The following is a 12,008-nucleotide window of genomic DNA, read 5'->3' as shown; positions in this document are numbered from 1 at the left end:
ACGCATACAAAGAGCTATGCCAGAGCCGGTAGGTAGCCCGGCCGTCACAGAATCCTGTGGTAAGTAACCTTCCCCTCCGGGTTGTCCATTCTTTGTTCATAAGCATTTTAGGAGGGACAAATATGGACAAGATGACTTGTCAAATGACAGTGCTTTTTGAAGGCGCTTTTTGGGTGGGCGTTTTTGAGAAAACAGAGGGGAATTGCCTATCTGTTGCGAAGGTGACTTTCGGTGCAGAGCCCAAGGACTTTGAGGTACGTAATTTTATCTTAAAGCATTTTTATGAGCTGAAATTCAGTCCGGAAGTCGAAACGCAAGTCAAGGAAAGGAAACAGAATCCGAAAAGAGCACAAAGAGAGGCAAAAAAGCAATTGCAGCGCGCTGGCATCGGGACGAAGTCGCAACAGGCGTTAAGTTTACAGCATGAAGAGAACAAACAAAAGCGTAAAGAAAAAAACAGAGAACAAAAACGCATCGAGGAAGAACGGCAATTTATGCTGAAGCAAGCGAAGAAAAAAGAAAAACACAGAGGCAGATAACGAAAATAGTGAGGAATAGCATGGCCGATTTAAAACTAAGTCTTATACAAAAATATAAGTTGGAAAATGCATATACCTATATTTACAGCACAGGTTTTCTTTCTCCTGCGTGTCCGGAGCAAGGCGCAAACGCTCTCCTCTTAACCAGAAGAGAAGAATCCCCCGGAGCCTACACTGTTCTAGTCCTGTCCGAAACCGGCATACAGGAAATAGAGCTTGGGGAGGACTTTCTTGACCGAGAAAATGATCCGGTACTTTTTTCATTTGGAAATGGCTTCGGGGTAATCAAGGCAAAGAAAGAAATTTTCTATTTTACCGGAGATTTTTCTTCACTGGAAATCATCTCGATTAAGAACAGCCTCTTGCCCTTTCGTAAAGTACTGCCGGAAAATGCAAGACAACGGCATTTTCAGACCGTTTCAGACGGTAGCCTAATTCCTGTCTGCTTTGAAAAGGAAGTGTATTACGGCCTTTCCCGATGCTTTGCTTTATTAGACTTTGACCCTGTAAAAAAAGAAGCCAAGTGGAAATGCTTTTCGGAAATGGAGAAAAATGCCTTTACCCATCATAATGAGAGGACGAAGGATGCTCCGAAAATCGACAGTTTAAAAATGGAGGAAGGGGAACTCTACGCCTTTACTTCGGGAGAAAGCACGGGCTCGGTGAATAAATGGGGAATGGATTATTATGCTCTGGCAAAAATCTCCTCTGAGGGCAAGGTAAAGGAAAAGCTTTTGGAGTCGGAGCAATTGAAGGCGGGCGGAAAAAAGTCCGGGGTGAATGGAACTTTCACCCATTCGGATTATCTTATTATCACACCGCTTTTTAACAATGACGATTGGAAGGGAAAGCAAAAACTCTTTTCCCTAAGAACAAAGGAATATTTGGATATTGCCATGCCAAGGGGGATGACGAAGCATAGCTTACACAATATTTGTGGAGAGCTATGCCTCACTGCCCTGTATGACAGAGGATTGAAAGAAATCGGACTTTGTAAAATAGAGACTATTCCTGAGCCTTCCATTTTAAAAGCAGTGCAGAATTAATAATAACCAGTATACTTCCTGCATTGTGCACGAGAGCGCCCACAACCGGCCCCAGTATGCCGGTAATAGCCAGCACAATGGCAAGGAAATTCAGCGCCATGGAGAAGGTTAAATTGATTTTTATGGTTTTCATCATTCTCTTTGATAAAGCAAGAAGGTGGGGGAGCTCTTTAATTTCATCATCTACCAAAGCAATGTCTGCGGCGTCCACGGCAATATCACTGCCGATTCCTCCCATAGCGATACCGACATTTGCTTTTTTCAGAGCAGGTGCATCGTTAATGCCGTCTCCAATCATAGAGACACTTTCTCCTCTTTTTTGCGCTTCTTCTATCGCAGTTAATTTATCTTCAGGAAGACAGTTGGCCTTTACCTCAGTAATACCTACCTTCTTTGCAATGTTTAAAGCGGCATTTTCATGATCCCCGGTAAGGAGTACGGGGGTGATATGCAATTCTCTTATTTTCTGAATGGTATCATAGGATTCTGTACGCAGTGTGTCGGAAAGAACGATAAATCCTGCCAACTTTCCGTCGATTCCCATGTAAATGACGGTGCTTCCGTCAGAAAGATAGCTTTCTGCTTCTTTAGCGACCTCTGCATTCAGGTGGATCCTGTTAAAGAGTTTCGCATTTCCTGCATGGATGGTTTTTCTGTCAATTACAGCGGAAACGCCTTCTCCCGGCTCCATGTGGAAATCCTGGACGGGAAGAGTTTCTTTTCCGTAGCAATGGACAATTGCTTTCCCCAGGGGATGCTCGGACATTTTTTCAACGGATGCGGCATAAGCGTAGAGTTCCGCTTCGGAGTAAGAGGAAAGGGATTTCACCGCGGTGACAACGGGGGTTCCGTAAGTTAATGTTCCCGTCTTATCAAAGGTGATTTTCCGCACTCCGGCAAGACGTTCTAAGGCATCTCCTTCCCGAACAAGAAAACCGTGTTTTGTGGCATTTCCGATGGCAGCCATAATGGCAGTGGGGGTCGCAAGGACAAGGGCGCAGGGACAGAAAACAACCAGTATGGTGACGGCACGAATGATTTGCCCTGTAAAAAGCCAGGTGAGGGTTGCTGCGGAGAGTGCGATCACCACAATCCAGGTAGCCCACCGGTCAGCCAGTCCCACGATCTTTGCCTTGTCAGCGTCCGCAGATTGGACCAACTGAATCATACGTTGAATGGAACTGTCTTTACCGACCTTGGTTGCCTCCATTTCAAAGGCACCGTATTGGTTCACGGTTCCGCTGGAAACCGTATCTCCCACCGTCTTGTCTACCGGTAGAGATTCACCGGTCATTACCGCCTGATTTACGGAAGTTTGCCCGGAAAGAAGGATACCGTCTACAGGGATTGTTTCTCCGGGAAGCACCCGCAGAATGTCCTTAAGCTGAACCTGCTCTGCCGGGATGATTTGTTCTTCGTTATGGGAAATGACACGGGCAGTTTGGGGAGCGAGCTGCACCAGCTTTTCTATGCCTGCTCTTGCTCTGGCCACAGTCAAGTCCTCCAAGAGCGCACCGAGCTGCATGATGAATGCTACTTCTCCTGCGGCGAAATCTTCGTGGATGAAAATAGAGGCAATGAGCGCAAGAGAAACCAGAACATCCGCTTTAATATCAAAGCGGGTAGTCAGTCCGATCACTGCCTCCAGGATGATAGGGATTCCGCAGAAGAGAATGGAGAGCCAGGCAATGTCGAAGGGGAGGGGAAGAAAGGGAAAACGACTGTTCATGAGACTTAATAAAAGAGAAACACCGCCAATCACGAGGAATACAATATCTTTTTTCATTCCACCAACTTCCAACAATTCTTCCAATTTGAACATCATTTTTTTCATGCTTGCTTCTCCTTTTTTTGCTTTATTATCGGGAAAATGAAAATAAAAATTTTCTAATATCCTGGTTTATACCCATAGGGGTATAGCCACATAATATACCTATAGGGGTATAAGTTGTCAAGAAAAAATTAAAGCATATAAGAAAATGATTTTGATGTGAAAAGCAGCCAACGAGATATTGCACACTACGCGTGCGATACTCGTTAAGAATAAGCTGTCTCAGGCTTCGCCCGCGTCACTTGCTCAGAATAAAAAAGAGCCTATAGCGCGCTTTATAGTAGCTCCGCATATAGACTCAAACAGAATTCTTGAAAATCCTTACTGCATGTTGGCAAAACGTTCGATGGCTTTTGTGAAATTTTCAATTTCGGCCTCATCACCCTGCTCCACCGCGTCTTTAATGCAGTGGTGGATGTGCCCTTCCAAAATGACTTGTCCGGCTTTATTTAGTGCGGACTTAGCTGCGCTGATTTGAGACAGCACATCTTCACAGGGAACATCATCATCCACCATCCGATCAATGGCTTTAATCTGTCCCATGATTTTGGCAAGTCTCCGGTGTAAATTATCTGCATCCATACATTTCTTCATAGAGAACCCTTCTTTCCGGCATTACAGTGATAAGAATCATATACCCCTATGGGTATAACCATTCTATCGTTTTTATTGCTGCTTTTCAATGATAATCTTCTCCTTCTTTCTATACGCCTCCCATGCTTTTTTGTAAAAAAACCGCATAGATTCCCGACATTCATCCGGCTCAAGAATTACTGCCTCTTTTCCGAAACGCCGAAAATACGCCTCCAGCTGTAGTCTTGGCCAGTGGAAATACAGCGTATTTCCCTCTTTTTTCAAGACATCCGGTCTGTTTTTTGTGACAAGATGAAACTTTTGCATACCCTTATCGGTGAAGAGAACTTTAGCTTCTACACTTTTGGATGCAGATTGGGGGCTTCTTCCGGCAATTTCCTGTAGCTCCAGTTTTCTCGTTTCGTCCGGAAGAAATTTATCGGAAGAAGTAAATAGGGCGTGAATTCTGGAAATACGGAAAGTTCGAGGAATTCCGCTGGCGTGGTCCGTGCAAAGAAGGTAATTGCATTGTTCTTCTTTGGATGCGGCAATAAAATAGGGGCAAACCGTGAAATGCAGTTCGGGGGCGGAGGTGGAAGAGAAGCTGATGATGCTGTTCTTCTGAATAGCGGCATTTAATTCCAAAAAAGTGTCTTGGAAGAGGATTTTCTCCCGGTCTTTTCTGGAAATAGAAAGGTAGGAGCTGAAAAAATCGTTAAGATACCGGGAAAGAGAAACCCTGGAGAGCATATTACTTTCAATGGAACGCATAATATTTAAGGAGCGACCGCTGACCGTCAAGGTAATGGCGGCGTTTCGCTCGCTTTTTAATGTAGAACGAGTATTTCTCCCGGAACCTGCGGCAGTTTGCCTTGCATGAATATCCTGCATAGAGCGCACGATATCTCGTTCCGGTCTTCTAAGATAGGTATTCATGATTTTATCCGCGATGGCATCGGCGTCTTCCCGGGAAATCGAGGAAAATGCACTAAGGTCGGACAAAATAGTATCCAGTAGCCTTTCCTTTGTTTCACGATATTCATCAAAATATTGGAGCAAAAGCTCCTTCAAAAATCCATTCAGATTTATAGAGCCGTCCTTCTTATAAAAATCAAAGAGCTCCGCATCATTCAAAAGGCGTAATCGCATCTCTTCCGGAATGTAAATTTTGTACTTCTCCGTCATGATTTCCTCCTTCTTAAAAGAAAAATACCCTATTCGAATTCCCCATAATGGACTTGTTCAATGTCATAATAATAACGAAAATACAATACTTATACAATGAATTTGGGGTTGAAAAATATTTATATTCCTCAGCTTTTTATCTCCTGAAAATCGGTATATCATAAAGGCACGAAAGACACATACAGCAAGCAATTATGTTTGGAATTAGATCAAATGCGGATGTTGAATCCGGTGTGTCTTGTATAGCTTAGGGATATTCCCTAGGTAAAGTAAAACAGTCGGAAAGATACTAACAGCAAAAAATATGTGATATTTGGCTGAGTTAGCCGGCGCAGGGCTAAAGCCCCGGCGCTTCCGGGGGTGCAACTCCCCCTACTTTAAGGGGCAAATGTCCCTTACCTTGTGGCTGTTTCTTTTTAGAAGGAGGTAGGAGCAATGTTTTTAGAGGAATTAAGAAAAGAAGAGAATCTGACATATACGGAGAATGGCGCTCTTACCAACAGGAGCACGAACTCTTATTGTCTGGATCTTTTTGCTACCATTGGGGCTTTACGAAATGCAGAAGACAGAGAAATCATTTCCCGATTTATCAAGGCCTATACGGAAGACAGAAATATGGCGATGAAGATTCTCTTCTTCGCAAGGGATATCCGAGGAGGACTTGGGGAGAGAAGAGTGTTTCGGTCTATACTAAAGTGGCTTTCTCTTCATGAGGCGGAGTCCGTTCGAAAGAATATCACAAATGTTCCCGAGTACGGGAGATTTGATGACCTGCTTTCCCTTCTGGGCGGACCTTGCGAAAAGGATGTGATTCTCTTTATAAAGGAACAGTTGGAAAAGGATCTTTCTGCCCTGAAAACCGGGGAGAGTGTCTCTTTACTGGCCAAATGGCTTCCTTCCGTGAATACCAGCAATAAAGACACGGTAAAAATGGCAAAGAAGCTGGCAAAAGCAATGGGATTTAGCGATGCGGAGTATCGTAAAGTCCTTGTTTCACTGCGGGCGGAAATAAAGCTGATGGAGAATTATCTTCGGGAGAAGGATTACTCCTTCTCTTACGAAAAGCAGCCTTCTAAAGCCTTGTATAAGTATAGACTGGCTTTTCTTAGAAATGACAAGGAGAGATACTCCGCTTTTTTAGAAAAGGCGGAAAAGAATCCCTCCGTGATGAATACGGGAACTTTGACGCCCTATGATGTTGTAGCATCCATTTTCCATAGAGATATGGAGGAAGAGGACATCACGGAAGAAGAACGCCGTTCGATGGATGTCACCTGGAAGGCACTTCCCGACTATACAGGGGCGGAAAATGCTCTTGCTGTAGTGGACGGATCCGGTTCCATGTATTGGAACTGGGGATCCGGGTACATGCCGGCAGCAGTGGCACAGTCTTTGGGGATTTATTTTGCGGAGCACAACAAGGGCTGTTTCCATAACCATTTTATTACCTTTTCTGAAAATCCGAGATTGGTGGAAGTGCAAGGGCGGGATATTGTGGATAAACTTACGTACTGCGTGAGTTTCAATGAGTGTGCCAATACGGATTTACAGAGCACTTTCGACTTAATTCTGAAGACGGCCATTCAAAATAAGGCAAAGCAGGAGGAACTCCCGGAAAAACTCTATATCATTTCGGACATGGAATTCGACTATTGTGCGAACCATGCGGAAATGACGAATTTTGAGTGCGCAAAAAAGAAGTTTGCAAAGTATGGCTACAAGCTTCCGCAAATTGTATTTTGGAACGTGGAAAGTAGAAACCCGCAACAGCCGGTTACGAAAAATGAGCAGGGAGTTGCCTTGGTGTCCGGCGCTTCTCCGCAAATTTTTTCCATGCTTTCCGAGGGGATTTTAGATCCCTATTCCTTTATGCTGGAAACACTATCTTCCGAACGCTACCAAAGGATTTGTGCGTAGAGAGGGAAAATGTATGTTTAATATAGAGGGAAAGGTCAATACGGCAGTTTGTTTTGCATCAGTGGTGGAGGACTGCGCCATTCAACAAATAAAAAGAATGTGTGACTACGACTTCACAGCCGGGAGTCAAATTCGTATTATGCCGGATGTGCATGCCGGGAAGGGGTGCACGATTGGGACGACAATGACGGTTCACGACAAAGTCGTTCCGAATATTGTGGGCGTAGATATTGGCTGCGGAATGTACACGATTAATATGGGAAAGGCGGAAATGGACTTTGAAAAGCTGGATAAAGCCACGCACTTTATTCCGTCCGGAATGAGCGTATGGGATAGAGAACGGGAAGAGTTTGACTTAGAGGCATTTCACTGTTACGGGAAGCTAAAAAATCCGGATCGTCTTCGGAAAAGTCTGGGAACTCTTGGAGGAGGAAATCATTTTATCGAAGTGGATAGTTCGAAAGACGGAACGAAATATCTTGTTATTCATAGCGGTAGCCGGAATCTCGGGAAGCAGGTAGCGGAACTGTATCAAAACATCGCGATTATGGAACATAAGGAGGTGTCGGATATACCGGAGGACTTATGCTATCTAAGTGGGGAGGCTTTTCAGGACTATCTTCATGACGTAGAACTCTGCCAGCATTTTGCAAAAAGAAATCGAGAGATGATGGCGAAGATTATTTTCGCAAAATGCAATCTAAGTGGAACAGATGCTTTTCATACCATACATAATTATATTGATTCTGGAGAAATGATTCTTCGAAAAGGAGCGATAGCAGCACATGCAGGAGAAAGAGTTCTTATACCTATCAATATGAGAGATGGAAGCATTCTTGCACTTGGAAAGGGAAATCCGGAATGGAATTATTCCGCACCGCATGGGGCAGGACGGGTTATGTCCAGAACCAAGGCGCAAAATGAGCTCAGCATGGAAGAATACCGGGAAAGCATGAAGGGGATTTATTCGAGTTCTATTAATCAAGCGACCTTGGATGAGGCGCCTATGGCCTATAAGTCTTTGGAGGATATATTAAATGTCTTGGAAGATACGGTGGATATTATAGAAGTGTTGAAACCGATATATAATTTTAAAGCGTCTGAATAAGAAAAAGAATTTGTGCGTAGAAAGAGGGAAGTAAAAAAGCGGAAAATGCTGAGACAGTACAGTATTTTCCGCTTTTGATGCATAATGAGTATCGCTCGTAAAGCATATAGTATATCTTTTTTGGTTAGAACATTTCCGCAAGTTCTCTAGCTGAAGCCACCATGGACTTTATCTGTCGGGCGGTTTTCTCCATATTCCATTTTTTCCATGCCTTCTTATTCTTTGGGGGAGTGAATATGGCCAAGTCGCTTTTCACTATCAAGTAAATTCGGTCGTCGTTTAAGGAAAAGCCTAACCCGGAAGAAATTTGTCTGTCAAACCAGGAAATCATAGTCGGTGTCAGAAATTTTCGCGCAGCCTGTTCATCGGTGCAGAAGATATTGTAATGTTCATTGTGGGTAATATCTTCTACATCGATTTTCTTTTCTCCGTCACAGGCAGGAAAATGCCCTCCATTTGTTTCTTTCCCCCACACTTTCTCCGTAGGAACAATTCTTAGCTGTCCTTCAAAATGAGAATGATATTGTAAAGTATAAATTTGCCCGTAGAATTCGTATAAACCTTTCCTGTCTTTTCCCTTTTGGGGAGAGTAAGCATATAAGTCGGTGATTTTTAGCTCGGGTTGCTGCTGCAAATCCAGTAAACCGGCCGGGTAGTAATAAGAAAAAATCGGCACCGCTTTTTTAAATGCATTTAGAGGAAGATTATTGTTCCCGTCAAATTCTGCTTTGGGAAGAATGATTCTCATCATTGGAGGGAGTATTCGATTCAAATAGACTTCCTTAGTATCCGGTATTTTTATTATTTTAAAAATAATACTAAGAATTGCGGCTATGATGTATAGACCAACGATAGCCAGGAGAGAAGAACCAACTATCCCCCAAAGATACTTATTATAAAGCAGACATATGCTCTGAAAGGCGGTAGAGTGATTCCCGAGATATATCAGGATAGGCGAAACCAAAATACTTAAAAACGGAAGAGTGGAGAACAAGATCAAAAAAGGTAAGACAGGGCTTTCTTCGAGGTAGAAGCTTCTCTTCATTGCTTTTCGAGCTTTTTTGAATGTTGGAGACGTCCAAAGTTCTCTAAGCTTTTGCCGTTCTTCTTCTGTTAAATCAATTTGATGCATCGTTCTTCCTTTCTTATATTTAGGTTCTTATTGAAACTTTTTAAGTATAACATAAAGGAGTGACTTTTTGATGCAAGTGATGAAAGAATTTATATAAGGCTAAACAGCTTTAGCAGGTCTTTTGTGCTATGATATTTCACAAAGCTTTATAGGAGTGTGACTTATGCAAGTGACCATCAAAGATGATTTTGACTTAGAGAAAATTATTGAAAGCGGACAGTGCTTCCGGGGAAAATGCTTGGAGGACGGAAGCTATCGTTTTATCTCCGGAGATTCTGTCATTTACCTTCGGCCCGAAGATAGAGAAGCCGGAGTATATACGGTGTCCTGTGACCGGGAAAGCTGGGAAACGATCTGGTTCCCTTTTTTTGATTTGGAAAGATGCTATAGCGAAATCGCAGTTTCGGAAAGCGGAAAGCATGAATTCGTGGATCAGGCCATTGCCCATGGTCGCGGAGTAAGGCTCCTACGGCAAGACCCTTGGGAAATGCTACTTACCTTTATCATTTCCCAACGAAAGAGCATCCCGGCAATAATCAAATCCGTGGAAGCACTGTCGGAGAAATATGGCCATGATATTGTTACTGAACAGGAAAGGCTAAAGGCATTTCCTTCTCCGGAAGAAATGAAGGAAGCTACTGCGGAAGAGCTGGCAGCCTGCGGTCTTGGCTATAGGGTGAAGTATATTTTGGACGCAATACAAAAGGTCAATAGTGGAGAGTTGAATTTGCAATCCATCGCAGAACTTCCTGATAATGTATTGCTGGAAAAGCTGCAGCTCGTCAAGGGCGTAGGCATAAAGGTGGCAAACTGCATCGCCCTTTTTGCCTACGGAAGAACCGCCTGCGTTCCGGTGGATGTCTGGATTTTCCGCGCCATAGAGAAAGAATGTGGAGGCGTATCTCCATTTTCCTTGTATGGAGAAAATGCAGGGATTATTCAGCAATATATTTTTTATTATGAGAGAGGGGTTATCGGGCGCAAGGATGGATGAAAATGCATAAGAGGTTGTGGAGATACGGCTTTGGAATTCGTGAAATATGCATAGAAGGCTGAAATTTGATAGCGGTAAAAGAAAGTACGTAGGAAAGTATTCTAAGTACTTTTTTTTGCATTTAAATCTCGGTAAAGCATGTTTCTGAAAATAAAGTTTAACAAAAAAACTTTTGAAAATTAAGAATAACAATTGGAGAGGAGATTATACATTCTTATTTCATAAGATTATTTTATGAATGAAATAAAAAATTGAAATTTATAGTTCGTAGATAGAAAAAGTGTGATATGATGTTCGATAATATATAGCACTTGAAACTTTAGCTCAATTTAATACTAGAGCTTTTCGTTTTTTAAGTGTTCACCATATGTTGTTTTTAAAACAACGGCCTAGAGAGGATTGGATATGAGCTACGGAGATACCACTTTTATGATTCTGGCTACAGCTATGGTCTGTTTAATGACACCTGGATTGGCCTTTTTTTATGGAGGACTTACAAGGAAACGGAGCATCCTTATTATGATGATGCAATCCTTTATCTCCATGGGGATTGTCACCATTATATGGATTTATGGTGGGTTTGGCCTTGCTTTCGGCAGAGATATAGGCGGAATAATTGGAAATATTTCGGATTTTTTTGGACTGGTAAAAGTAGGTATTGAGCCTAGCGCAGTCCACGCCGCATCCATTCCTTTTATTCTATTTTTTGCTTATCAGCTCATGTTTTGTGTGATTACCGTTCCCCTTATGACCGGAGCCTTTGCGGAACGTCTGAATATGAAGGGGTATATGAGCTTTTTAGCGTTATGGACTATTTTAGTGTATATTCCGGTTTGCCATTGGGTTTGGGGAGGCGGTTTTTTGAGTAAATTGGGCTTTGTAGATTTTGCCGGCGGTACGGTAATTCATACTACCGCAGGTTTTGGTTGCTTGGCAGCAGTGTTTTTTCTTGGACGTAGGAACCAAAAAAATATAGCGATGAAACCGAACAATCTTATGGCGGCAGCTGTTGGAACCGGCCTTTTATGGTTTGGTTGGTTTGGATTTAATGCAGGAGGAGCTTATCAGGCGGGGAATCTTGCAGCAGTTGCTTTTGCAAATACCTTTATCGCTCTTGCAAGCGGTATGGTAACATGGACAATTTACGCCAGACTGGTTCGTGGTAAGTTTGATTTCGTGGATGTGATGACCGGATCAGTTGCCGGTCTGGCTACCATTACACCGATTGCCGGTTATATTGAACCCTATAAGGCTGTTCTTGTGGGAATTGTGGCGGGAATTATCTGTAACATAGCCTTGTCCTTTCAAGAGAAGAAAGGATGGGACGATGCGCTGGGCGTTTGGGGAGTCCATGGTATTGGCGGCTTTACAGGAACGATTTTAATCGGATTATTGGCAGATAAAGAAATAAACGGTGTTTCGGCAAGTCTCCAACAGTTGAAGATTCAAGTAGGGGGAGTCATATTTGTCGCACTATACGCCTTCATTTTAACAGCCATCATTTTAAAACTTTTATCGCATGTAATGAGAATCAAGCCAAGTGATGAGCAGATTCAACAAGGCTTGGACGAAACATTACTGAATGAACAGACTTATGACTTAAACCCATAATAAACTAAATTTTGGAAAGGAGGTGTTAAGATGCTTGGTGTTGTATTGCTCTACGTGGGAATTGTCCTCATT

General features: G+C 42.9%; 10 protein-coding genes. 6 read left to right on the top strand and 4 right to left on the bottom strand.

Features of this window, described 5'->3' with window-relative positions; all coding sequences use genetic code 11:
• Positions 1 to 122: 122 nt before the first annotated feature.
• Together RYO92_RS05110 and RYO92_RS05105 are read left to right on the top strand one after the other, a co-directional pair.
• On the top strand, positions 123 to 539 hold the full coding sequence (locus tag RYO92_RS05110; RefSeq protein WP_314345315.1) for a YjdF family protein: 417 nt from the start codon (positions 123 to 125) through the stop codon (positions 537 to 539).
• A 20-nt stretch (positions 540 to 559) separates the two neighbouring features.
• Positions 560 to 1,585: a hypothetical protein gene (locus RYO92_RS05105; RefSeq protein WP_314345313.1), complete on the top strand. Its 1,026-nt coding sequence runs from the start codon at positions 560 to 562 to the stop codon at positions 1,583 to 1,585.
• Here the strand turns inward: RYO92_RS05105 and RYO92_RS05100 are convergent.
• From RYO92_RS05100 to RYO92_RS05090, 3 genes are all read right to left on the bottom strand, one after another.
• Complete coding sequence (locus tag RYO92_RS05100; protein ID WP_315369686.1) at positions 1,545 to 3,419, bottom strand: heavy metal translocating P-type ATPase; 1,875 nt, start codon at positions 3,417 to 3,419, stop codon at positions 1,545 to 1,547. The genes RYO92_RS05105 and RYO92_RS05100 overlap by 41 nt on opposite strands.
• A 318-nt stretch (positions 3,420 to 3,737) precedes the next feature.
• Entirely contained in the window at positions 3,738 to 4,010 is a 273-nt protein-coding gene (locus RYO92_RS05095) for a metal-sensing transcriptional repressor (RefSeq protein ID WP_183684328.1), read from the bottom strand.
• A gap of 72 nt (positions 4,011 to 4,082) precedes the next feature.
• Positions 4,083 to 5,174: a WYL domain-containing protein gene (locus RYO92_RS05090; RefSeq protein WP_315369685.1), complete on the bottom strand. Its 1,092-nt coding sequence runs from the start codon at positions 5,172 to 5,174 to the stop codon at positions 4,083 to 4,085.
• Positions 5,175 to 5,609: 435 nt separating this feature from the next.
• Between RYO92_RS05090 and RYO92_RS05085 the strand changes: the two genes are divergently transcribed.
• Positions 5,610 to 7,091 (top strand): DUF2828 family protein, encoded by a 1,482-nt coding sequence (locus RYO92_RS05085; protein WP_315369684.1) that lies wholly within the window; start codon positions 5,610 to 5,612, stop codon positions 7,089 to 7,091.
• 13 nt (positions 7,092 to 7,104) lie between these two features.
• On the top strand, positions 7,105 to 8,199 hold the full coding sequence (locus RYO92_RS05080) for an RtcB family protein (protein ID WP_315369683.1): 1,095 nt from the start codon (positions 7,105 to 7,107) through the stop codon (positions 8,197 to 8,199).
• A 124-nt stretch (positions 8,200 to 8,323) separates the two neighbouring features.
• Here RYO92_RS05080 and RYO92_RS05075 read toward each other — a convergent pair whose 3' ends face one another.
• Positions 8,324 to 8,971: a DUF3137 domain-containing protein gene (locus RYO92_RS05075; protein WP_315369682.1), complete on the bottom strand. Its 648-nt coding sequence runs from the start codon at positions 8,969 to 8,971 to the stop codon at positions 8,324 to 8,326.
• A gap of 523 nt (positions 8,972 to 9,494) precedes the next feature.
• On the opposite strand from RYO92_RS05075, the gene RYO92_RS05070 reads away from it, so the two are divergent.
• Together RYO92_RS05070 and RYO92_RS05065 are read left to right on the top strand one after the other, a co-directional pair.
• A complete protein-coding gene (locus RYO92_RS05070; RefSeq protein WP_315369681.1) occupies positions 9,495 to 10,325 on the top strand; it encodes a DNA-3-methyladenine glycosylase family protein in 831 nt (276 codons plus the stop codon).
• Between the two features lie 405 nt (positions 10,326 to 10,730).
• A complete protein-coding gene (locus RYO92_RS05065; RefSeq protein WP_315369680.1) occupies positions 10,731 to 11,936 on the top strand; it encodes an ammonium transporter in 1,206 nt (401 codons plus the stop codon).
• The last annotated feature ends 72 nt before the right edge of the window (positions 11,937 to 12,008 follow it).

Origin of the sequence: Oribacterium sinus, from assembly GCF_963553175.1 — a bacterium.
GTDB classification, from domain to species: Bacteria; Bacillota; Clostridia; order Lachnospirales; family Lachnospiraceae; genus Oribacterium; species Oribacterium sinus_B.
The sequence above is the reverse complement of the archived record's forward strand: the minus strand, read 5'-3'. Positions and strand labels throughout refer to the sequence as shown.

Excerpts from the sequence above, each read along its gene's own strand:
- RYO92_RS05080 (WP_315369683.1), top strand. The coding sequence starts at position 7,105 with ATGTTTAATATAGAGGGAAAGGTCAATACGGCAGTTTGTTTTGCATCA.
- RYO92_RS05090 (WP_315369685.1), bottom strand. The coding sequence starts at position 5,174 with ATGACGGAGAAGTACAAAATTTACATTCCGGAAGAGATGCGATTACGC.
- RYO92_RS05065 (WP_315369680.1), top strand. The coding sequence starts at position 10,731 with ATGAGCTACGGAGATACCACTTTTATGATTCTGGCTACAGCTATGGTC.
- RYO92_RS05095 (WP_183684328.1), bottom strand. The coding sequence starts at position 4,010 with ATGAAGAAATGTATGGATGCAGATAATTTACACCGGAGACTTGCCAAA.
- RYO92_RS05110 (WP_314345315.1), top strand. The coding sequence starts at position 123 with ATGGACAAGATGACTTGTCAAATGACAGTGCTTTTTGAAGGCGCTTTT.
- RYO92_RS05105 (WP_314345313.1), top strand. The coding sequence starts at position 560 with ATGGCCGATTTAAAACTAAGTCTTATACAAAAATATAAGTTGGAAAAT.
- RYO92_RS05100 (WP_315369686.1), bottom strand. The coding sequence starts at position 3,419 with ATGAAAAAAATGATGTTCAAATTGGAAGAATTGTTGGAAGTTGGTGGA.
- RYO92_RS05085 (WP_315369684.1), top strand. The coding sequence starts at position 5,610 with ATGTTTTTAGAGGAATTAAGAAAAGAAGAGAATCTGACATATACGGAG.
- RYO92_RS05070 (WP_315369681.1), top strand. The coding sequence starts at position 9,495 with ATGCAAGTGACCATCAAAGATGATTTTGACTTAGAGAAAATTATTGAA.